Origin of the sequence: Pseudomonas monteilii NBRC 103158 = DSM 14164 (assembly GCF_000730605.1) — a bacterium.
Taxonomy (GTDB): domain Bacteria; phylum Pseudomonadota; class Gammaproteobacteria; order Pseudomonadales; family Pseudomonadaceae; genus Aquipseudomonas; species Aquipseudomonas monteilii.
The window spans coordinates 1-20,572 of sequence record NZ_BBIS01000024.1 but is presented as its reverse complement, the minus strand read 5'-3'; the positions used below and the strand labels follow the sequence as shown (position 1 = coordinate 20,572).

Below are 20,572 nucleotides of genomic sequence, written 5' to 3'. Positions count from 1 at the left end.
AGGGGACGCATGGAAATTCGACATCTACGTTGTTTTATGGCGCTCGCCGAGGAACTTCACTTCGCTCGCGCCGCTGCGAAACTGCATATTGAGCAGTCCCCACTGTCTCGCACGATCAAAGAACTCGAAGAGGAGTTAGGAGCACAGCTCTTTATTCGGAACACGAGAAGCACGCGTTTGACACGAGCTGGGTTGATGCTCATGGAGCACGCACCTCGGGTGTTCGCATCCTTGCAACAGGCGCGGGACTGCGTGAAGGCAGCAAAAAATGGCTTTCATGGACAACTCCGCGTCGCCTTGTCAGACGGCGCAACACTACTGTGCTTACCAGCCCTATTGGCGTTGTGTCGCGAGGAGGAGCCCGAGGTTGAGATTCGCTTTTTTGAGGTGCCACTATCCCAACAAATCAAAGGATTGCACGACGACCTGTATGACGTCGGCTTTGCACAGTCCGACGACGTAGGTGATGGAATCGTCGCACTTCCCGCGTGGACTGACACGCTTATGGTGGCGCTGCCAGCTCGGCATCCGTTGCTGGCTCTTAAGCGAATTCCATTGGATGAACTGCTGCGCTACCCGCTAGTGCTATCTGATCCTCAAGTGTGCGAGGGCCACGCCAAGCACATTGAGCGAGTACTTAGCCGGGCTGAAATGCAGCCTCTAGTTGCCGAGCGGGTTACCACTTTCGACCTGATGATGGCGTTGGTATCTGCCGGTTTTGCACTCGGACTTACAGGGGCTGCACACATTGCAGCCTCCCGAGAGCCAGGAGTCGTGGCGAGGCCGCTTTCGACACGCGTACCACCTTTGACGACCTATCTACTCAGACTTGAAGGCGATCCGTTTGACGAGCTTGCGCGCTTCATTCAGCGAGTACAGGCCATCGAATTGCCAGAGTTTCTCAGGTCAACAAAAAGCCGAAATCCCGATCTTCCGGAGGAATTGATGCCATGAGACTCGCCATCACGCTCGTCGCTGCAATGCTAGTCGCATGCGGTCAATCTGATAAACCGCACAAAGCCACTAGTGCAGAAAAGAAAACCCCGACAGTAGAAGAGCTGGTGGCAGACCCGGAACAGCTCAAGAAGTTGCGCCAGCAATGCAAGACGGATCGGCCTACTTTGGGCGAACTGCTTTGCAACCGGGTAGCGGAGGCAACACGTAAGCGGTTCTACGGTGACGGAAAAACGCCATACACACCGCCCAAAGAATCCCCCAAATTCTGAAATTCAGCAATTCAGCAATTCAGCAATTCAGCAATTCAGCAATTCAGCAATTCGCTAGTCTGCCTGAATCTTCTGTTCGGCACGCTGATATTCGCCGGCGCTTACGGAGTCACTCCCTGGCTAGACACAGCGCGAATTCATTCTTTCTTATCGACCTTTCTGCCCCAAACGGTCTTTGACCGGCACTAAGCCAGCACCGATCCTGACGCCTGCGGCACATTTCTAAGCCGCGTTTCCCAAGGGAATCAGCGTAGGAGAGATTGGAGGCGGGGCTATGCAAGGTACGAATGTGCTGTTCGGTCAGATAGCCGTGGTATTCGGCATCGTGATCGCGGGTGTGTGGGGCGCCACACAATGGACGGCAGCAGCCCTTGGCTATCAGGTACGCCTTGGCTCCCCCTGGTTTGATTTCCTCGGCACACCGATCTACCTCCCGTGGAAGCTGTTTGAGTGGTGGTTCTTCTTCGATGCCTACGCGCCACGCGTTTTCGACACGGGCGGTGCCATAGCGGGTGGCAGTGGCTTGCTGGCGGTGGTGGTCGCAGTCTGCATGTCGATCTGGCGCTCTCGTCAATCACGCCTAGTCACGACCTATGGCTCGGCACGCTGGGCAAGTACGGAGGACATTCGCAAAGCCGGCCTTACGCAGCCGATCGGCGTGTTCCTCGGTCAGCACGATGGCAAGTACCTTCGGCATGAAGGCCCGGAACACATCCTCACTTTCGCGCCCACGCGCTCAGGCAAAGGCGTCGGCCTTGTGGTGCCGACGCTGCTTTCTTGGCCTGCATCCGCCGTAGTCCACGACATCAAGGGCGAGAATTGGCAGATCACCGCAGGTTGGCGCTCACGCTACTCACACTGCCTGCTGTTCAATCCGACCGATGCGAAGTCGGCGGCCTACAACCCGCTGCTAGAAGTTCGGCGCGGCGCACATGAAGTGCGTGACGTACAGAACATAGCCGACATTCTGGTCGATCCAGAAGGCGCGCTTGAGAAGCGCAACCATTGGGAGAAGACTTCGCACGCGCTGCTGGTCGGGGCCATCCTGCATGTGCTCTACGCGGGCGAGGACAAGACGCTGCGCGGCGTCGCCAATTTCCTCTCCGATCCGGCCAGCCCCTTCGAGCTGACCTTGCACCGGATGATGACCACACAGCACCTCGTGAACGTGGAAGGTGGTGGCCCGCATCCAGTCGTCGCTTCGGCGGCGCGCGAAGTGCTCAACAAGTCGGACAACGAGCGTTCCGGCGTGTTGAGCACCGCCATGTCGTTCCTGGGCCTCTACCGCGACCCCACGGTGGCCGAAGTCACCTCGCGCTGCGACTGGCGTATCGCCGACCTGATCGCGTCCGAGCATCCGGTGTCGCTTTATCTGGTAGTGCCACCTTCGGATATTTCGCGGACGAAACCGCTCATTCGCCTGATCCTCAACCAGATCGGCCGACGGCTCACCGAATCGCTCGACGGCAGCGACGGCATCGAACGCCGCCACAAGCTGCTGCTGATGCTCGATGAGTTCCCGGCGCTGGGCCGCCTGGACTTCTTCGAGACGGCGCTTGCCTTCATGGCGGGCTACGGAATCCGCAGTTTTCTTATCGCCCAATCGCTCAACCAGATCGACAAAGCCTACGGCCAGAACCATTCGATTCTGGATAACTGCCATGTCCGCGTGACGTTCGCCACCAACGATGAACGCACTGCGAAACGGATCTCCGAAACGCTTGGCACCGCTACCGAACTGCGCGCGCAGCGCAACTATGCCGGGCACAGATTGGCACCGTGGCTGGGGCACCTCATGGTGTCGCGGCAGGAGACGGCCCGCCCGCTACTGACGCCCGGTGAAGTGATGCAGCTTCCGACTGAGGAAGCTGTGGTGATGGTGTCCAGCGTGGCACCGATCAAGGCCAAGAAGCTGCGCTACTACGCCGACGCGAATTTCAAGAACCGCGTTTTACCGCCGCCTGTGCTCGCGGCCGGGCAATACGCGGACGCGCCACCGGCCCGGCCCGACGACTGGAGCGGCCTATCGATCCCAGCCGTGTCAACGGTCCGGGCTGCGGGCCTGTCCGGCGATGGCACAGGCACCGCCGATGACGGCGGCCCACGCCGACAGCCGGAGCTATCCGAAGTCAGCGAATACAGCCCCGAACCGCTGCTCGCCGGCCATGACCTGACTCTGCTCGATGACGACGACGACCTGCCGCTGCCGCTTCCCGGCCAGCTCGACCCGGCCATGCAGCGCACGGCCCGGCTGGCTTCCCTCGACCCCAACGACGGAATCGACTTATGAGCCAATACCGCCTCAATCTGTTCATTCAGCCCGAGCACGCCAAGCGTCTCGAAGAACTGGCCGCCAAGAAAGGCGTGTCCAAGTCGTCCATTGTCGCGGCGGCGCTCGCGTCGTGGCTATCGCCCGATGCTGGCGACCAGCGCGAGGCGGCCATCGCCAAGCGGCTCGATCGCCTGTCGCGGCAGGCCGAGCGCATGGAGCGCGACCAGAACATCCAGATCGAAACACTGGCGCTGTTCATCCGCTACTTCCTGACCGTCAGCACCCCGATTCCCGAAGCCCATCAGGACGCAGCTCGCGCCCAAGGCAAAGCGCGTTTCGAGCAATTCGTGGAGCGGCTCGGCCGCCACCTGCTGCGTGGCCGCAGCCTGGTGCGCGACGTTGTGGAAGAACTGCACCCAGACCCGGCGCGAATGGATGACGCGGAGGCACTGGCTGAAGCGCAGGAGCGTGCCTCATGAGCGCCATTCCGCAAACCCCGCCCGAACTCTCATCCGCCGCAACCTCTCTGGATCGCCGTATCCAGATGCTGCGCACGGCAATGGGGCCAGTCATCGCCGCTGCGCTGGCCGACCCCGACGTGGTGGAAATCATGCTCAACCCCGACCGCACCCTATGGGTGGATCGGTTGTCATCGGGCCGCATGCCGCTGGGCGTGGAGCTGTCCCAAGACGATGGCGAACGCATCATCCGGCTGGTGGCTGCGCACGTCGGCGCAGAGGTGCATCGCGGGCGGCCGCTGCTGACCGCCGAGCTGCCCGAAACCGGCGAGCGGTTCGAGGGCATCTTGCCGCCCGCAGCGCCCGGCCCAGCCTTCGCGCTGCGCAAGCGCGCCGTGAGCATCATCGGGCTGGATCGCTATGTGGCCGACGGCATCTTGACCACAGGCCAGGCCGAGTTCCTGCGCCGCGCCGTGCGTGAGCGCCAGAACATCCTGATCGCCGGGGCGACGAGCAGCGGCAAAACCACACTCGCCAATGCCTTGCTTGCGGAGATCGCCGCCACGGGCGACCGCGTGCTTGTGCTCGAAGACACCATCGAGCTGCAATGCGCAGCCCGCGACCATGTGCCGCTGCGCACCCGCGCTGGCGTCGTGTCTATGACCGAGCTGGTGCGGGCCACGATGCGCCTGCGCCCCGACCGCGTGATCGTCGGCGAGGTACGCGGCGGCGAAGCCCTGGACTTGGTTAAGGTGTGGGGCACCGGCCACCCCGGCGGCATCGCCACCATCCACGCCGGTTCCGCGCTGGGCGCGCTGCTGCGCCTCGAACAGTTGATTCTTGAAGTGGCGGTGAACCCACCGCGTGCGCTGATCGCCGAGGCGGTCAACGTCGTGATCCACATCGCCGGGCGTGGCCGCAAGCGCCGCGTCGAAAGCATCGCCCGTGTCGTCGGTTTCGACGGCACCGGCTATCGCCTGGCGGACGCGCTGGAAACACCGTTTCCCGAGCTGATGCCGGTTCCTCTCGCAGCCGATGCCGCTGCGCCTTCCTCGTCCCTTGACCTACCTGGAGAACTGCCATGACGCAGATGCACGTTCACGCTTTCCGTAATTCCGTAAATCCGGTTTCAACCATCGCACGCCTGCGGCGGCTGGCCGGCCCCGCGCACCACGGCCTGCTGCTGGCCGCAGTCATGCTGATGACGGCGGGCACGGCGAAGGCATCCGGCTCCTCGATGCCATGGGAAGGCCCGCTGCAATCCATTCTGGAGTCGATTCAGGGGCCGGTGGCACGCATCGTCGCGGTCATCATCATCATCGCCACGGGCCTCGCGCTCGCCTTCGGCGACACGTCGGGCGGCTTTCGCAAGCTGATCCAGATCGTGTTCGGTTTGAGCATCGCGTTCGCCGCGTCCTCGTTCTTCCTGTCGTTCTTCAGCTTCTCCGGCGGGGCTGTCGTATGAGTGGCCCGGATAGCTTCGCGGCCGGCTTCGAGGTGCCGCTACATCGCTCGCTGACCGAGCCGCTCTTGATGGGCGGCGCACCGCGCACGGTGGCGATTGCCAACGGCACGCTAGCCGCTGCCGTCGGGCTGGGCCTGCAACTCTGGATTCCTGGCGTAGTGCTCTGGATCGTCGGTCACTCGCTGGCCGTGTGGGGCGCGAGGGTCGATCCGCAGTTCATGCAGGTCTTCGCCCGGCACATCAAGCACAAGCCGCTGCTGGACGTGTAGGAGACGCCGCCATGCTTAACCTTGCCGAATACCGCCAGCGGCCCGCCTTGCTGGCCGACTGGCTTCCCTGGGCTGGGCTGATCGCGCCGGGCGTGGTGCTGAACAAGGATGGCTCGTTTCAGCGCACGGCGCGCTTTCGCGGGCCTGATCTGGACAGCGCCACGCAGGGCGAATTGATCGCCACGACGGCACGGCTAAACAACGCGTTGCGCCGGCTGGGTTCGGGCTGGGCGCTGTTCGTGGAAGCCGAGCGCCAGTCGGCCGCGGACTATCCGCATTCCGACTTTCCCGAACCGCTGTCCTGGCTGGTGGACGAAGAACGCCGCGCTGCCTTTGAGGAATCGGGGAACCACTACGAAAGCAGCTATCACCTGACGCTAGCCTATCTGCCGCCGGAGGAATCCCGCGCTCGTGCAGCCAAGCTGCTCTACGAGCACGCGCCGGGCGATGGTGTGGACTGGCGCGGTCGGCTTGACGCCTTCCTGGCAGAAACGGATCGGGTTTTCGACCTGCTCGATGGCGTGATGCCAGAAATCGTCTGGTTGGACGATGCCGCGACGCTGACTTATCTTCACGCCACGGTGTCCACGCGGCGCTACCGGCTGGCCGTGCCCGAGGTGCCTTTCCACCTCGACGCACTGCTGGCCGATTCCGCCCTAGTCGGCGGCCTTGCGCCCATGCTGGGTGACCAGCATCTGCGCGTGGTGTCGGTGCGGGGCTTTCCGACCTCGACCTGGCCGGGCCTGCTGGACGACCTCAATCGCCTGGGCTTTGCCTATCGCTGGAGTACCCGGTTTCTCTGCCTCGATAAAGCCGAGGCGGAAAAGGAGCTGGGCCGCCTGCGTCGCCAGTGGTTTGCGAAACGGAAGAATGTCATTGCGCTACTGCGCGAAACCATCTTCCAGCAGGAATCGCCGCTGGTGGACACGGATGCCAGCAACAAGGCGGCCGACGCGGATGCCGCCTTGCAAGAGCTTGGCAGCGATCAAGTCGCCTTCGGCTACCTCACCGCCACGGTGACGGTGTTCGATGACGACCCTGCCGTAGCCGACGAAAAGCTGCGCATGGTGGAACGTGTCATCCAAGGACGTGGCTTCGTCACCATCCCCGAAACCTTAAATGCAGTCGATGCGTGGCTGTCGTCCATACCAGGCAATGCCTATGCCAACGTGCGCCAGCCCATCGTCTCGACGCTGAATCTGGCGCACATGATGCCGGTGTCCGCCGTGTGGGCTGGGCCGGAGAAAAACGCCCATCTCGACGGCCCGCCGCTGATCGTCACGCGCACGGATGGCGCGACGCCGTTCCGGCTGGTGACGCACATCGGCGACGTGGGGCATACGCTGGTCGCGGGGCCGACGGGCATGGGAAAATCTGTCCTGCTGGCGATGCTCGCCTTGCAGTTCCGCCGCTATGGCGGCTCGCGCATCTTCGCCTTCGACATGGGGCGATCCATGCGGGCGACGGTGCTGGGCCTGGGCGGCGAACACTACGACCTCGGCGCGGACGGCGCCATTGCCTTTCAGCCCTTGGCCCGTATCGACAGCGAAGGCTATCGCACCTGGGCCGCCGAGTGGATCGAAGGCCGCCTGCTGCATGAAGGCGTGACCGTCGGCCCCGACGAGAAAGCCGCCATTTGGTCGGCGCTCGGCAGCCTCGCTGGTGCGCCGGTGGAGCAGCGCACGATGACCGGGCTTTCGGTGCTGCTGCAATCGAACGCGCTGCGGCAGGCATTGTCGCCGTATGTGCTGGGCGGCGCGCACGGCAAGCTACTGGATGCCGACCGCGACCGGCTCGGCAGCGGCGACGTGCAGGGCTTTGAGATGGAAGAGCTAATGCACAGCCCCGCCGCCGTGCAAGCGGTGCTGCGCTACTTGTTCGCCCGCTTCGATGCACGTTTCGACGGTGCTCCCACGCTGCTGATTCTCGATGAAGCCTGGCTATTCCTTGATGAACCGTCCTTCGCGGCACGCATCCGGCAATGGTTGAAAACTCTGCGCAAGAAAAACGTGTCGGTGATCTTCGCCACGCAGTCGCTTGCCGACATCAAGGATTCGACCATCGCGCCCGCGATCATCGAAAGCTGCGCGAGCCGGATTTTCTTGCCCAACCCGCAGGCGACCGAGCCGCAGATTCGCACGGTCTACGAGGGCTTTGGCCTCAACAGTCGGCAAATCGAAATCGTCGCCACCGCGCAGCCCAAGCGCGACTACTACTACCAATCGCGCCTGGGCAATCGTCTGTTCGACCTCGACCTGGGGCCAGCCGCGCTCGCCTTCTCGGGCGCATCCACACCGCAAGACCAACGCGACATTGACCGAGTGCTGACGCAGGCCGGCGCTCCCGGCTTCGCCGGTGCGTGGCTACGCCATCGCGGCCTCGATTGGGCCGCCGACCTGCTGCCGTCCTCGCCGTCGGCGGCTTCTTTCCTCGCTACTCAACCCCTGGAGATTTCGCCATGAAGACCCGTGTACTTTCCGTTTCGCTCGCCGCCGCGCTGGCCGGCTCGCTGATGCTCGCTCAGCCAGCGGCGGCGCTCACTTTCGTTGATCCCGTCAACTTGGTGCAGAACACGCTGACTGCCATCCGCACGCTGGAGCAGATCAACAACCAGATCAACCAGCTCCAGAACGAAGCGCAGATGTTGATGAACCAGGCGCGCAACCTGGCGAATCTCGACTTCAACATCGTCAACCGGCTGCGCTCGACGCTCGCCACGACTGAACGCCTGATTGCCGAGGCGCAAGGGCTGGCCTACGACGTGCAGAGCATGGATGCCACGTTCTCGCGCCTGTACCCGGAGCAGTACGCCGCCACCATCAGCGGCGACCGCATGGCACAGGACGCACGCGAACGCTGGAAGAACACGCTCGACGGCCTGCACACCGCGATGCGGATGCAGGCGCAGGTGTCGCAGAACCTGACGCAAGACGAAAGCGCGCTGGCCGACCTCGTGAGCCAAAGCCAATCGGCCACGGGTGCGCTGCAAGCGATGCAGGCAACGAACCAGCTTCTCGCCTTGCAGGCCAAGCAGTCCATCCAGGCCCAGCAGCTCCAGATCACACAAGACAGGGCGGCCTCGCTGGAGCTGGCGCGGCAGGCAGCGGCCACCGAGCGCGCCCGCGAAGTGCGGCGGCGCTTCCTGGGCACCGGCACGCCGTACACACCGCAGTCCGTCAACTTCTACAACAACTGACGGGAGGCGGCCATGCGATGCGTTCCTGTCCTGCTGGCCGTGCTGCTGACCGCATGCGGCCAGCAGCCGGCTGAAGACCTGACCGCCACCTTGGCCGCCGATCCCGTGCGGCTCAAGGCGCTGCGCGCCCAATGCGCAGCCGACCGGCAAACCGCAGGCGAAGACACCTGTCGCGCCGCTGCCGAAGCCTTCCGGCGGCGCTTCTTCACCGGCCAGACTGGGCCGGACGAATACCGGACGCTGGCAGAACTGCCGCCGATTCCGGCGAGTTTCGACACGCCAACCGACGACGCGCCGGAAGGTGATGCGTCGCTCGCCGCTGCGGAGGACACGCCATGAACGACGTAACGATCATCGACAGATTCCTCGATACCTTCTCGCGCTACATCGACTCCGGTTTCGGTCTGCTGCAAGGCGAAGTCGCGTTCCTGACGGCCACTCTCATTGTCATCGACATGACCATTGCCGGTCTGTATTGGGCCATGAGCCATGCGACCGGCCAGGGCGAGGACGTGATCGCCAAGCTGCTGCGCAAGGTGCTTTACGTCGGTGCCTTCGCCTACATCATCGGTAACTTCAATTGGCTGTCGAGCATCGTGTTCCGCTCGTTCGCCGGGCTAGGCATCACCGCCACTGGCTCGGCCATAACGATGGAGAACTTCTTGCAGCCGGGTCGGCTTGCCAAGACCGGCATCGACGCCGCTGCGCCGATCCTCGACCAGATCGGTGACATGGCCGGCTTCCCCGAAGTGTTCGTGAACCTCGACCCCATCGTGGTGCTGTTCATCGCTTGGCTGGTGGTGATCCTCTGTTTCTTCGTGCTCGCGGTTCAGCTTTTCATCACGTTGATCGAGTTCAAGCTGACCACGCTTGCCGGCTTCGTCTTGATCCCGTTTGCGCTCTGGAACAAAACCTCGTTCCTCGCGGAAAAGGTGCTCGGCAATGTGGTTTCGTCAGGCATCAAGGTCTTGGTGCTGGCGGTAATCGTCGGCATCGGCTCGGGCCTGTTCGCGGAGTTCCAGGTTCATCCCGACGAGCCTTCCATCGACCATGCGCTTGTCGTGATGCTGGCTTCGCTTGCCTTGCTGGCGCTGGGCATCTTCGGCCCCGGCATCGCCACGGGCCTTGTGTCCGGTGCGCCGCAGCTCGGCGCGGGTGCGATGGCGGGCGCTGCCGTCGGCGCGGTAGGCACGGGTGTTGCCATCGGTGCCGCCGCGACCGGCGTGGGCGGTGCCGTCATGGCGGGCGCACGCATGGCCCCGGCCGCCGCAAAGCTGGCCGGGAGCGGCGCACGCGCCGCCACGTCGGCGGCCAGCAGCGCCAAGTCCGCATTCCAGGCCGGTTCCGCCGCTGCGGGCGGCGGGGCTAAAGGCGCGGCTGCGGGCCTCGGCAATGTCGCCAAGACCGGCGCGCAAGCGGCAGGCCGCCGAGCTGCATCGGGCGCTTCCGCTGCCGGTCAGAAGGTGGCCGACTCCTTCCGGGCAGGATGGAACGGTGCGGATGTCGGCGCTGCCGGTTCCGGCCAGGCCGCCGCAGGCGAAGGCGCAGCCAGCGCGCCGAAGCAAGAGCAACCCGCCTGGGCAAAGCGGATGCACCGCCGCCAGCAGATCACCCATGCCGCAACCACCGCAGCCCACACGCTGCGCAGTGGCGACGGCGGCGGCTCAGGGCAAGGCCCAAGCCTGCGCCCCGATGCGTGACCCGATACCTGACCACCAAGGAGAACCCTATGCGATTCAAACGCCCGCAGGTGCGCTATGCCGACACGCCGCAGCCTGCCACCCCGTACCAATCCGCCGCGCAGGTGTGGGACGAGCGCATCGGCTCGGCCCGCGTCCAGGCCAAGAACTGGCGTTTTATGGCCTTCGGCTGCCTCACGCTTGCGCTGCTGATGGCCGGTGGCCTGGTGTGGCGCTCGGCGCAGTCCATCGTCACCCCTTACGTCATCGAGGTCGATCAGTCGGGGCAGGTGCGCGCCGTCGGCGAAGCCGCCACGCCGTACCGGCCCGCCGATGCGCAGATCGCGCACCACCTGGCGCGCTTCGTGACGCTGGTGCGCTCGCTGTCTATCGATCCCATCGTGGTGCGGCAAAACTGGCTGGACGCCTACGACTACACCACCGACAAAGGCGCGGCGGTGCTCAACGACTACGCCAGCAAGAACGATCCTTTCGCCCGTGTTGGCCGCGAGTCGGTGACGGTGCAGATCACCAGCGTGGTACGCGCCAGCGATGCCTCGTTCAACGTCCGTTGGACGGAGCAACGGTTCATCAACGGTGCCCCCGCCGGGACCGAGCGATGGAACGCGGTGCTTTCCACCGTCCTGCAAACCCCGCGCACCGAACAGCGCCTGCGCAAGAACCCGCTGGGTATCTACGTCAACGGCCTGTCGTGGAGCCGCGAACTGGATTCTTCTGAAGGAGCCAAGCCATGAACCTGTCTTTCCGCTTATACGCTTTCGCGCTGACCGTGGTGGCCCTGTCGGGCTGCGCTTCGCAGGGCAAGCCGCCTCCGTCCATTTCGCTCGATGAGCCGGTGCAGGCACAGCCGCTGCCGGAGCCGCCTGCTCCAGTGGAAGTCGTCGCCATGCCCGAGCCGCTGGCGCTGCCAGCGCAGTTGAAGCCGCTGCACGAGTTGGACGCGGCCCCGGCTAAGCCGGAGCCGGCCGATGAGAAGGTGCGCGTTTCCCGTGCCAATGCCGAGGCGCGCATCGCGCCCACGCGCGAGGGCTACGTCAATGCGATTCAGGTGTGGCCCTTCACCGATGGTGCGCTCTACCAAGTCTATGCCGCGCCGGGACGCGTGACCGTGGTTTCCTTGCAGCCGGGCGAGGAACTAGTGACGGTCGCAGCCGGCGATACCGTGCGCTGGATCGTCGGTGACACGTCCAGCGGCAGCGGCGACGCGATGCGCATCAATGTGCTGGTCAAGCCCATCCGCTCAGGCCTCAAGACGAATTTGGTCATCACCACCAGTCGCAGAACATACCTGCTGGAACTGACCTCGACGGAAAAGGCATGGATGGCGTCGGTGTCCTGGGACTACCCAAAAGACCGGATGTTGGCCTTGCAGCGCCAGTCGCAGGCGGCTAGCGCCGCCGCACCGGTCGATACCGGACTGTCGCTGGAGAAGATCCGCTTCCGATATTCCGTCTCAGGCAGCAATCCGCCGTGGAAGCCGCTGCGCGCCTTCGACGATGGCGAGAAGGTCTATATCCAGTTCCCGCCGGGAATCGCCCAAGGCGAGCTGCCACCGCTGTTCGTCATCGGCGCGCAGGGCGACGGACAACTGGTGAATTACCGTTTTCGCTCGCCTTACTACATCGTGGATCGGCTGTTCGGCGCGGCCGAACTGCGCCTGGGCGGCGACAAGGGTGACGTGGTGCGTATCGAACGCACGGATGGCTTGGCGCGGAGGAACTGACCATGAGCCAGGACGACACTCCCGACCTCGCCACGCCGCATGCGGGCAAGGTGGCACCCGAGGCAGTTGCGCTGCGCGCCCAACCGCGCCCGGTCACGCGCCTGAACCGGCGCACGCTGGCCATCCTCGTCGGCGGTCTCTCGGTCGCTGTGCTCGGCGCGCTGATGTGGTCGCTGCAACCGCAGCGGCGCGGTGCAGGCGAGCAGACCGAGCTTTACAACGTCGATCGCGTCTCGAAGTCCGAAGGGTTGGACGCGCTGCCGGCGGACTACTCGAAGCTGCCGCCCCCCTTGGCGGCATCCGTGCCGGAGTTGGGGCCGCCGCTGCCAGGCGATCTTGGCCCGGCCATTGTGAAGTCGCAGCAGCCGGTGACGGCCGCCTACGCGGCCCCCGGCAACGACCCCAACGACGCGTTGCGCAAGGAAGCCGAAGCAGCAGCGGCATCGGCGGTGTTCTTCCGCTCTGGTTCGCAGAAGGCCGCGCCGGTGGCGCAGACACAGGTAGCCGCTGCGCCGGGCTTCACCGCCAATGCGGCCTTCGACCCGCTGGCGGCCGGGCCTGCGTCGACGGCGGCCCAGCCCGCCGACCCGACCGCCGTGCAGAACCGGCAAGACCAGAAAGAGGCATTCCAGAAAGCCGGAACCACGGAAGCCCGTGATTCCGGCAACCTGACGCTGCCGGCGTCGCCGTATCAGGTCATGGCCGGAACGGTGGTCGCCGGGGCGCTGGTGACGGGCATCAAGTCGGACTTGCCGGGCGATGTGATCGCCACAGTGACGGAGCCGGTCTATGACACGGCTACCGGCAAGTTCCTGCTGATCCCGCAGGGGTCACGCATCCTGGGCAAATACAACAGCCAGGTCAGCTACGGGCAGAGCCGCGTGCAAGTGGTGTGGAACCGGATCATCCTGCCCGACACGTCTTCGCTCAAGCTCGACAACTTGGCCGGCACCGATCCGGCCGGCTACGCCGGCTTGGAAGATGATGTGGATTGGCATTGGGATCGCGTCTTTGCCGGTGCGGCACTGACGACGCTACTGGGCATCGGTGCCGAACTGGCTGCGCCGGAGAACCGGCAGGACGGTGATCGCGTCATCATCGCCGGCCGCGATAGCGCCCAGGACAGCATCAATCAGGTCGGTCAGGAGATGACCCGGCGCAACCTCAACATCCAGCCCACCTTGACGGAGCGCCCCGGCTTGCCGGTTCGCATCATCGTCAACCGCGATCTGGTGCTGCGGCCGTACCAGCCACTTTTCTTCAACAGGGGGACTTCGCGATGACGACGCGCAAGCTACGGCTCGGGCCGCTGCCGAAAACGGAATCCACGAAGCTGACTTTTGCTTGCCCGGCCAGCCTGAAAGCCGACCTCGACCGCTACGCTACGCTGCACGCGCAGACCTACGGCGAGGCGGTCGATGCCACGGTGCTAATTCCGCACATGCTAGAAGCCTTCATGGTCGGAGATCGGGGATTCAGGAAGGGAGGCGCGGGCAAGGCCGCGCCGCCGAAGCCAAGCTGATGATGCCGGTTTCCGCTGGCGGCCATCCCTCAAACGCGCAGCCCAAGGCTGCGCGTTCTTCATTCTGGAGGACGGCGACCGATTGGGCTATGAAGACCAAACGCGGCTACCGCCTGCAGGCAACCGCCCCCGATGCAGCACGCTCGGGCTTTCTACCGCGAAGCTCCTATGTGGCTCCCAGCCCACAACGCCACAGCCCCGCAAGGCGGCCCGAAGTAGAGCCAAACCCGCACCCCATATAGACTTCCGGCCATCAGGCTGATTTCAACAATCGCTTGACTGCGGACATTTTTTATTGCCTGCCAGGGCCTGAAGGCCTATCCCTTCATGCGCGGCATTTCGATGCGGTGCTCATGCACCCGCCGATACAGCGTCGCCCGCGATATCCCCAACGCCCGCGCCGCATCGGCCGGTTTCCAGCGATGGCGAATCAGAGCATCCAGCAACAACTGCCGGGCCGGGCAAGACACGCTGCTCTCAGGCGAAGCAACCGCTTCACCGCGCACCTCTTGCGGCAAGTCCTGCAATTGCACCTGCCCGCCTTCACTCACCGCGCAGGCATAGCGCAACACCTGCCGCAGCTGACGCAAGTTCCCCGGCCAACGGTAAACCAGCAATGCTTGCAGCGCATCATCGGCCAACACCACCTCGACAGCACACGCACCGGCCTCCTCGGCCAGCAGCTGATGAATCAACCCCAACCGATCCTCACGTTCCCGCAGCGGCGGCAACTCGAAGCGGGCATTGGCCAGGCGGAAGTACAGGTCTTCACGAAAGCGCCCGTCCTCAACCATCGCGGCCAGATCGCGATGAGTGGCGCAGATCACCTGGATGTCCACACGCTCACGCCGCGCGGCGCCCAACGGCGCCACTTCACCCTCGGCCAGCACCCGCAGCAGGCGCGTTTGCAGGTTCAGCGGCATGTCGCCGATTTCATCGAGGAACAGCGTGCCGCCATCGGCCTGCTGCAACAGCCCTTGCATGCCTTTGCTGGAGGCCCCGGTAAAGGCTCCAGCCACGTAGCCAAACAGCTCGCTCTCGATCAGGCTTTCCGGAATGGCCGCACAGTTCAGCGTGACGAACGGGCCATCCCGGCGCTGGCTTTGCTGGTGCAGTTGGCGGGCGAACACTTCTTTGCCAGCCCCGGTCTCCCCTTGCACCAGTACCGCCAGATTGCAGTCCTTGACCCGCGTGGCCAAGCGCAGGTGCTGTTCGATGCGTGCGTCCTGGGCCTGGCGCAACGGCTGCGCGCGCTGGCGTTGCCGTGGGGCGCTGACCCGACCATACAGCCCCCCCAGACCCGGTAGGCGCTGGGCCGACGACGCGCTCACCCGGCGTAGCTGGTCAATGTCGAACAGCTCACCAATATGCTCGGGCAAGCGCCCCAGGCGCTCCACCAGCCGTTGCCGCGCCAGACTGTTGATCGCCTGCAGGCGGCCATCGGCATCCCAAGCCAGCAGGTAGTCCGGCTGGCTTTCCACATAACCCGGCGTGCCGTGGGCGCGCATCACCCAGTGGCCTTGGGCACTGTGCATGAAAAAGGCGTTTTCGATCTCGCGGGCGGTCTGCTCCACCAGTTGGCGGATCAGATGCTGGCTACGGCGGTCATCTGGCGACTTCAAGGCTGACACATCCACCACGCCCAACAACTCGCCCAGCGGGTCGAATACCGGTGCCGCCGTGCAGGTCAGGCCGATGAACGCAGCGCGGAAGTGGTCCCGCTTGTGCACGGTGACCGGGGCCTTGGCGGTCAACACCGCCGCCACGCCGCAGGTACCCTCCTCGCCTTCCGACCAGCAGGTGCCCAGGTACAGCCCGGCCTTGCGGCAGTCGTTGCGGATGGCCGACTCGACCCGGTAATCGATGGTGCGCCCCTGGGCATCGGTCAGCAGTACGCAGTAGTCGGCACCGCGTACCCGCTCGTGCAGGCGTGCCACAGCATCGCTGGCGATGCGCAGGAACAGTTCGGCGCGTTCGCGGCACTCGTTGAGCAGGCTTTGAGAAAGGATACGCGGCCCCTGCTGGGACCCAGGGTCGAGGCGGTACAGCTCCATGGAACGGCGCCAGGAGTCGAGGATCAGCGGTGGCACCGGCGCCTGTGGCAGGCGGTCGGCATTCTTCAACACCCTGCTGACGCAGTCGACATGGGCTCGGGAGTTCGCGGCAAGCATTCAGGCCCTCCGGTTCTCGTTGCTGTTTTTATCGTTGTCTGGCCATTAAGCGCCTCTGGGCATGCCCCGACAAGCACTGTGTGATTACCGGCTGGCTTGAGACGCCGCGTCTCAGCGTCTCGGCAATGCCTGCCTGGCGCTGGCACCCGGCGTCTCGCCAGCACCGTGGCAAGGGCATGCCAAAACGCAACCAAAGCCCTCTAGCGCGGCCATTTCGGCCAAATCAAAGAAAGCTGGCACCGCGCTTGCTCCTGCCTTGGCAAACAAAAATACGAGGTGCGCCATGCCGCAACCCGCCCCGATTGTCGGGATCATTGCCAACCCTGCCTCTGGCCGCGACCTGCGCCGCCTGACCGCCAACGCCGGGCTCTATTCCAGCACCGACAAGGCCTCGGCCATCCAGCGCCTGCTGGCGGCCTTCGGTGCCACCGGTATCGGCCAGGTGCTGTTGCCCAGCGACATGACCGGCATCGCTGCTGCCGTGCTCAAGGCCAGCCAGGGCCCGGGCGCCCGTGACCAGCACTGGCCGGCCCTCGAAATACTCGACCTGCCGCTGACCCAGACCGTTGCCGACACCCGCCAGGCCACCCGGCACATGGTCGAGCGCGGCGTGGCGATGATCGCCGTGCTCGGTGGCGATGGCACCCACAAGGCAGTCGCTGCCGAGGCCGGTGACGTGCCGCTGCTGACCTTATCCACCGGCACCAACAATGCGTTCCCCGAACTGCGCGAAGCCACCAGCGCTGGCCTTGCCGGTGGCCTGTTCGCCAGCGGCCTGGTGCCCGCCAGCATCGGCCTGCGCCGTAACAAGCGCCTGCTGGTAAGAGTGCCCGAGCAACAGCTGGCCGAATGGGCCTTGGTCGAAGTGGCCGTGTCGCCACAGCGCTTCATAGGCGCCCGTGCGCTCAGCCGCAGCGAGGACCTGTGCGAAGTCTTCGCCTGCTTTGCCGAACCCCATGCCATCGGCCTGTCGGCCCTGTGCGGCCTGTGGTGCCCAGTGTCACGCCACGAGCTGCACGGTGCCTGGGTACGCCTGAATCCCGGCGCCGAACAAACATTGCTCGCGCCGCTGGCACCCGGCCTGCTGCAAGCCTGCGGCATCACCGCCAGCGGCCCGCTGACTCCTGGCGTTGCCCATCGCCTGAGCCTGACCAGCGGCACCCTGGCCCTGGACGGCGAACGCGAGATCGAATTCGCCGAGCACGACACGCCCACCATCACCCTCGACCACCAAGGCCCGCTAAGCGTGGATGTCGAGGCCGTACTGGCGCACGCCGCCCGCCACCACCTGCTGGCCGTCCCGCGCGGCCACCGGCTGCATTCTGCATCCCCGCGTTGAGACAACCCTGGAGAACAACAAGATGTCCAATCAACTGAGTACCGAACAACTGCTGCATGCCTATGAAGTGATGCGCACCATCCGTGCGTTCGAAGAACGCCTGCATGTGGAATTCGCCACGGGCGAGATCCCCGGTTTCGTCCACCTGTACGCTGGCGAAGAGGCCTCGGCCGCCGGGGTCATGGCCCACTTGCGCGACAGCGACTGCATCGCGTCAACCCACCGTGGTCATGGCCACTGCATCGCCAAGGGCGTGGACGTGTACGGCATGATGGCCGAGATCTACGGCAAGAAGACCGGCGTATGTGGCGGCAAGGGCGGCTCGATGCACATTGCCGACCTGGAGAAAGGCATGCTCGGCGCCAACGGCATCGTCGGCGCTGGCGCCCCGCTGGTAGCCGGGGCAGCGCTGGCCGCCAAGATCAAAGGCCGCGACGATGTATCGGTGGCCTTCTTCGGCGATGGCGCCTCCAACGAAGGTGCGGTGTTCGAGGCCATGAACATGGCGTCAATCATGAACCTGCCCTGCATCTTCGTGGCCGAGAACAACGGCTACGCCGAAGCCACCGCCTCCAATTGGTCCGTTGCCTGCGACCATATTGCCGACCGCGCCGCCGGTTTCGGCATGCCGGGTGTCACCATCGACGGCTTCGACTTCTTTGCGGTGTACGAGGCCGCTGGCGCTGCCATCGAGCGCGCACGCTCCGGGCAAGGCCCGTCGCTGATCGAGGTCAAGCTCAGCCGCTACTACGGCCACTTCGAAGGCGATGCACAAACCTACCGCGCCCCGGATGAAGTGAAGAACCTGCGCGAATCCCGCGATTGCCTGATGCAGTTCCGCAACAAGACCACCCGTGCCGGCCTGCTCACTGCCGAGCAACTGGACGCCATCGACGCCCGCATCGAAGACCTGATCGAGGACGCCGTGCGCCGCGCCAAGTCCGATCCCAAGCCACAGCCCGCCGACCTGCTCACCGACGTCTACGTCGCCTACCCCTGAGCCGCGGATTACAAGAACAACAGGAGAACCACCATGGCAAGAAAGATCAGCTACCAGCAGGCCATCAACGAAGCCCTGGCCCAGGAAATGCGCCGCGACAACACCGTGTTCATCATTGGAGAAGACGTGGCCGGCGGTGCCGGTGCCCCCGGCGAGGATGACGCGTGGGGGGGCGTGCTGGGCGTGACCAAAGGCCTGTACCACCAGTTTCCCGGCCGCGTGCTGGACGCGCCGCTGTCGGAAATCGGCTACGTCGGGGCCGCCGTCGGGGCTGCCACCCAGGGCCTGCGCCCGGTGTGCGAGCTGATGTTCGTTGACTTCGCCGGCTGCTGCCTGGACCAGATCCTCAACCAGGCCGCCAAGTTCCGCTACATGTTCGGCGGCAAGGCAGTCACCCCGCTGGTGATGCGCACCATGTATGGCGCCGGCCTGCGTGCGGCGGCCCAGCACTCGCAAATGCTCACCTCGCTGTGGACGCACATCCCAGGCCTGAAAGTGGTGTGCCCGTCCTCGCCTTACGATGCCAAAGGCCTGTTGATCCAGGCGATCCGCGACAACGACCCGGTGATCTTCTGCGAGCACAAGCTGCTGTACAGCATGCAGGGCGAGGTGCCGGAAGAGGTGTACACCGTGCCGTTCGGCGAGGCCAACTTCCTGCGCGATGGTGACGATGTGACCCTGGTCACTTACGGGCGCATGGTGCATGTGGCGCTGGAGGCTGCCAACAACCTGGCCCGCCAGGGCATCGACTGCGAAGTGCTGGACCTGCGCACCACCAGCCCGCTGGACGAAGACAGCATTCTGGAAAGCGTGGAAAAAACCGGCCGACTGGTGGTGATCGACGAAGCCAACCCGCGTTGCTCCATGGCCACCGACATCAGCGCGCTGGTGGCGCAGAAGGCCTTCGGCGCGCTCAAGGGCCCGATCGAAATGGTCACCGCACCGCACACCCCGGTGCCGTTCTCCGATGCCCTGGAAGACCTGTACATCCCTGACGCGGCGAAGATCGAGGCTGCCGTGCGCAAGGTGATCGAAGCTGCAAGGAGTGCCGCATGAGCCAGATCCATACCCTGACCATGCCCAAGTGGGGCCTTTCGATGACCGAGGGCCGGGTGGACGCCTGGCTCAAGCAGGAAGGCGACGAAATCAACAAGGGCGACGAGGTGCTGGACGTCGAGACCGACAAGATCAGCAGCAGCGTCGAAGCCCCGTTCAGTGGTGTATTGCGCCGCCAGGTGGCCAAACCGGATGAAACCCTGCCGGTTGGCGCACTGCTGGCGGTGGTGGTGGAAGGCGAAGCCGAGGAATCCGAGATCGATGCAGTGGTACAGCGCTTCCAGGCCGAGTTCGTCGCCGAAGGGGGCGCCGACCAAGCACAAGGGCCGACCCCGCAGAAGGCTGAAGTGGGCGGCCGCCTGTTGCGCTGGTTCGAACTGGGCGAAGGCGGTACGCCGCTGGTACTGGTACACGGCTTTGGCGGCGACCTCAACAACTGGCTGTTCAACCACCCGGCGCTGGCGGCCGAGCGCCGGGTGATCGCCCTTGACCTGCCGGGGCACGGCGAGTCGGCAAAGGCCCTGCAACGGGGCGACCTGGATGAACTGAGCGAAACCGTGCTGGCCCTGCTCGACCACCTGGACATCGCCAAGGCCCACCTGGCCGGACACTCCATGGGTGGCGCGGTCAGCCTGAACGTGGCGCGCCTGGCGCCGCAGCGGGTGGCCAGCCTGAGCCTGATCGCCAGTGCCGGCCTGGGTGAGGCAATCAATGGGCAGTACCTGCAAGGCTTTGTTGCCGCCGCGAACCGCAACGCCCTCAAACCGCAGATGGTGCAGCTGTTCGCCGACCCGGCACTGGTCACCCGGCAGATGCTGGAAGACATGCTCAAGTTCAAGCGCCTGGAAGGTGTCGATGAGGCCTTGCGCCAGCTGGCATTAGCCATTGCCGACGGTGACAGGCAGCGCCACGACCTGCGCAGCGTGCTGGGGCAGCATCCGGCACTGGTGGTGTGGGGTGGCAAGGACGCGATTATCCCGGCCAGCCACGCAGAGGGCCTGGAGGCCGAAGTGCTGGTGCTGCCAGAGGCTGGGCATATGGTGCAGATGGAGGCGGCTGAGGAGGTGAACCGGAGGATGGTGGAGTTTTTACGGGGGCATTGAGGTAATGAGTTACATGTCTGGGGATGGCGGATGGGCATGGAAGTGCATGCCTTGAGTGCTCCAGCGCCTAGG

20 protein-coding genes are annotated in these 20,572 nt (G+C 64.7%); 19 read left to right on the top strand and 1 reads right to left on the bottom strand.

What is annotated here, in order from left to right; genetic code table 11:
- Positions 1 to 9: 9 nt before the first annotated feature.
- The 15 genes from PM2_RS13755 (at position 10) to PM2_RS13690 (ending at position 13,831) form a co-directional block, all read left to right on the top strand.
- Positions 10 to 954 carry a LysR family transcriptional regulator gene (locus tag PM2_RS13755; RefSeq protein WP_004883081.1) on the top strand — a complete coding sequence of 315 codons (945 nt, stop codon included), beginning with the start codon at positions 10 to 12 and terminating at the stop codon, positions 952 to 954.
- Positions 951 to 1,226, top strand: coding sequence for an EexN family lipoprotein (locus PM2_RS30030; RefSeq protein WP_004883082.1), 276 nt, complete (start codon positions 951 to 953; stop codon positions 1,224 to 1,226). The genes PM2_RS13755 and PM2_RS30030 overlap by 4 nt, the downstream gene beginning before the upstream one ends.
- Positions 1,227 to 1,500: 274 nt before the next feature.
- Positions 1,501 to 3,516: a conjugal transfer protein TraG gene (locus PM2_RS13750; RefSeq protein WP_004883083.1), complete on the top strand. Its 2,016-nt coding sequence runs from the start codon at positions 1,501 to 1,503 to the stop codon at positions 3,514 to 3,516.
- Entirely contained in the window at positions 3,513 to 3,977 is a 465-nt protein-coding gene (locus PM2_RS13745) for a ribbon-helix-helix protein, CopG family (RefSeq protein WP_004883086.1), read from the top strand. The genes PM2_RS13750 and PM2_RS13745 overlap by 4 nt, the downstream gene beginning before the upstream one ends.
- Complete coding sequence (trbB, locus tag PM2_RS13740) at positions 3,974 to 5,041, top strand: P-type conjugative transfer ATPase TrbB (RefSeq protein ID WP_004883088.1); 1,068 nt, start codon at positions 3,974 to 3,976, stop codon at positions 5,039 to 5,041. Before PM2_RS13745 ends, trbB begins: the two co-directional genes overlap by 4 nt.
- Positions 5,038 to 5,421 carry a TrbC/VirB2 family type IV secretion system protein gene (locus tag PM2_RS13735; RefSeq protein ID WP_004883090.1) on the top strand — a complete coding sequence of 128 codons (384 nt, stop codon included), beginning with the start codon at positions 5,038 to 5,040 and terminating at the stop codon, positions 5,419 to 5,421. The genes trbB and PM2_RS13735 overlap by 4 nt, the downstream gene beginning before the upstream one ends.
- Positions 5,418 to 5,690: a VirB3 family type IV secretion system protein gene (locus tag PM2_RS13730; protein WP_004883097.1), complete on the top strand. Its 273-nt coding sequence runs from the start codon at positions 5,418 to 5,420 to the stop codon at positions 5,688 to 5,690. Before PM2_RS13735 ends, PM2_RS13730 begins: the two co-directional genes overlap by 4 nt.
- A gap of 11 nt (positions 5,691 to 5,701) precedes the next feature.
- Positions 5,702 to 8,152 carry a conjugal transfer protein TrbE gene (gene trbE, locus PM2_RS13725; protein ID WP_004883099.1) on the top strand — a complete coding sequence of 817 codons (2,451 nt, stop codon included), beginning with the start codon at positions 5,702 to 5,704 and terminating at the stop codon, positions 8,150 to 8,152.
- Complete coding sequence (gene trbJ / locus PM2_RS13720; RefSeq protein ID WP_004883101.1) at positions 8,149 to 8,886, top strand: P-type conjugative transfer protein TrbJ; 738 nt, start codon at positions 8,149 to 8,151, stop codon at positions 8,884 to 8,886. Before trbE ends, trbJ begins: the two co-directional genes overlap by 4 nt.
- Before the next feature lie 12 nt (positions 8,887 to 8,898).
- Positions 8,899 to 9,225, top strand: coding sequence for a hypothetical protein (locus PM2_RS13715; protein ID WP_004883103.1), 327 nt, complete (start codon positions 8,899 to 8,901; stop codon positions 9,223 to 9,225).
- Positions 9,222 to 10,586 carry a P-type conjugative transfer protein TrbL gene (gene trbL / locus PM2_RS13710; RefSeq protein ID WP_004883106.1) on the top strand — a complete coding sequence of 455 codons (1,365 nt, stop codon included), beginning with the start codon at positions 9,222 to 9,224 and terminating at the stop codon, positions 10,584 to 10,586. Before PM2_RS13715 ends, trbL begins: the two co-directional genes overlap by 4 nt.
- A gap of 29 nt (positions 10,587 to 10,615) precedes the next feature.
- Positions 10,616 to 11,320, top strand: coding sequence for a conjugal transfer protein TrbF (gene trbF, locus PM2_RS13705; protein WP_004883108.1), 705 nt, complete (start codon positions 10,616 to 10,618; stop codon positions 11,318 to 11,320).
- On the top strand, positions 11,317 to 12,309 hold the full coding sequence (gene trbG, locus PM2_RS13700) for a P-type conjugative transfer protein TrbG (RefSeq protein WP_004883112.1): 993 nt from the start codon (positions 11,317 to 11,319) through the stop codon (positions 12,307 to 12,309). The genes trbF and trbG overlap by 4 nt, the downstream gene beginning before the upstream one ends.
- Before the next feature lie 2 nt (positions 12,310 to 12,311).
- On the top strand, positions 12,312 to 13,592 hold the full coding sequence (locus PM2_RS13695; RefSeq protein WP_004883119.1) for a TraB/TrbI/VirB10 family type IV secretion system protein: 1,281 nt from the start codon (positions 12,312 to 12,314) through the stop codon (positions 13,590 to 13,592).
- Entirely contained in the window at positions 13,589 to 13,831 is a 243-nt protein-coding gene (locus PM2_RS13690; protein ID WP_004883121.1) for a DUF2274 domain-containing protein, read from the top strand. Before PM2_RS13695 ends, PM2_RS13690 begins: the two co-directional genes overlap by 4 nt.
- 317 nt (positions 13,832 to 14,148) lie before the next feature.
- Here PM2_RS13690 and PM2_RS13685 read toward each other — a convergent pair whose 3' ends face one another.
- Positions 14,149 to 16,002, bottom strand: coding sequence for a sigma-54-dependent Fis family transcriptional regulator (locus PM2_RS13685; protein WP_028699134.1), 1,854 nt, complete (start codon positions 16,000 to 16,002; stop codon positions 14,149 to 14,151).
- 283 nt (positions 16,003 to 16,285) lie between these two features.
- On the opposite strand from PM2_RS13685, the gene PM2_RS13680 reads away from it, so the two are divergent.
- Genes PM2_RS13680 through PM2_RS13665 form a run of 4 tightly spaced genes read left to right on the top strand, consistent with a single transcriptional unit; the run spans position 16,286 to position 20,500 of the window.
- The gene (locus PM2_RS13680) at positions 16,286 to 17,341 is read left to right on the top strand and encodes an ATP-NAD kinase family protein (RefSeq protein WP_028699133.1); all 1,056 of its coding nucleotides are present in this window, start codon (positions 16,286 to 16,288) and stop codon (positions 17,339 to 17,341) included.
- A gap of 22 nt (positions 17,342 to 17,363) precedes the next feature.
- The gene (locus PM2_RS13675) at positions 17,364 to 18,341 is read left to right on the top strand and encodes a thiamine pyrophosphate-dependent dehydrogenase E1 component subunit alpha (RefSeq protein WP_016715388.1); all 978 of its coding nucleotides are present in this window, start codon (positions 17,364 to 17,366) and stop codon (positions 18,339 to 18,341) included.
- A gap of 33 nt (positions 18,342 to 18,374) precedes the next feature.
- Positions 18,375 to 19,397 carry an alpha-ketoacid dehydrogenase subunit beta gene (locus PM2_RS13670; RefSeq protein ID WP_013970705.1) on the top strand — a complete coding sequence of 341 codons (1,023 nt, stop codon included), beginning with the start codon at positions 18,375 to 18,377 and terminating at the stop codon, positions 19,395 to 19,397.
- Positions 19,394 to 20,500, top strand: coding sequence for an acetoin dehydrogenase dihydrolipoyllysine-residue acetyltransferase subunit (locus PM2_RS13665; protein ID WP_028699132.1), 1,107 nt, complete (start codon positions 19,394 to 19,396; stop codon positions 20,498 to 20,500). Before PM2_RS13670 ends, PM2_RS13665 begins: the two co-directional genes overlap by 4 nt.
- Positions 20,501 to 20,572 lie beyond the last annotated feature (72 nt).

Bases quoted from the DNA above. Each gene is read 5' to 3' on its own strand.
- PM2_RS13755 (WP_004883081.1), top strand. From the start codon at position 10: ATGGAAATTCGACATCTACGTTGTTTTATGGCGCTCGCCGAGGAACTT.
- PM2_RS30030 (WP_004883082.1), top strand. From the start codon at position 951: ATGAGACTCGCCATCACGCTCGTCGCTGCAATGCTAGTCGCATGCGGT.
- PM2_RS13750 (WP_004883083.1), top strand. From the start codon at position 1,501: ATGCAAGGTACGAATGTGCTGTTCGGTCAGATAGCCGTGGTATTCGGC.
- PM2_RS13745 (WP_004883086.1), top strand. From the start codon at position 3,513: ATGAGCCAATACCGCCTCAATCTGTTCATTCAGCCCGAGCACGCCAAG.
- trbB (WP_004883088.1), top strand. From the start codon at position 3,974: ATGAGCGCCATTCCGCAAACCCCGCCCGAACTCTCATCCGCCGCAACC.
- PM2_RS13735 (WP_004883090.1), top strand. From the start codon at position 5,038: ATGACGCAGATGCACGTTCACGCTTTCCGTAATTCCGTAAATCCGGTT.
- PM2_RS13730 (WP_004883097.1), top strand. From the start codon at position 5,418: ATGAGTGGCCCGGATAGCTTCGCGGCCGGCTTCGAGGTGCCGCTACAT.
- trbE (WP_004883099.1), top strand. From the start codon at position 5,702: ATGCTTAACCTTGCCGAATACCGCCAGCGGCCCGCCTTGCTGGCCGAC.
- trbJ (WP_004883101.1), top strand. From the start codon at position 8,149: ATGAAGACCCGTGTACTTTCCGTTTCGCTCGCCGCCGCGCTGGCCGGC.
- PM2_RS13715 (WP_004883103.1), top strand. From the start codon at position 8,899: ATGCGATGCGTTCCTGTCCTGCTGGCCGTGCTGCTGACCGCATGCGGC.
- trbL (WP_004883106.1), top strand. From the start codon at position 9,222: ATGAACGACGTAACGATCATCGACAGATTCCTCGATACCTTCTCGCGC.
- trbF (WP_004883108.1), top strand. From the start codon at position 10,616: ATGCGATTCAAACGCCCGCAGGTGCGCTATGCCGACACGCCGCAGCCT.
- trbG (WP_004883112.1), top strand. From the start codon at position 11,317: ATGAACCTGTCTTTCCGCTTATACGCTTTCGCGCTGACCGTGGTGGCC.
- PM2_RS13695 (WP_004883119.1), top strand. From the start codon at position 12,312: ATGAGCCAGGACGACACTCCCGACCTCGCCACGCCGCATGCGGGCAAG.
- PM2_RS13690 (WP_004883121.1), top strand. From the start codon at position 13,589: ATGACGACGCGCAAGCTACGGCTCGGGCCGCTGCCGAAAACGGAATCC.
- PM2_RS13685 (WP_028699134.1), bottom strand. From the start codon at position 16,002: ATGCTTGCCGCGAACTCCCGAGCCCATGTCGACTGCGTCAGCAGGGTG.
- PM2_RS13680 (WP_028699133.1), top strand. From the start codon at position 16,286: ATGCCGCAACCCGCCCCGATTGTCGGGATCATTGCCAACCCTGCCTCT.
- PM2_RS13675 (WP_016715388.1), top strand. From the start codon at position 17,364: ATGTCCAATCAACTGAGTACCGAACAACTGCTGCATGCCTATGAAGTG.
- PM2_RS13670 (WP_013970705.1), top strand. From the start codon at position 18,375: ATGGCAAGAAAGATCAGCTACCAGCAGGCCATCAACGAAGCCCTGGCC.
- PM2_RS13665 (WP_028699132.1), top strand. From the start codon at position 19,394: ATGAGCCAGATCCATACCCTGACCATGCCCAAGTGGGGCCTTTCGATG.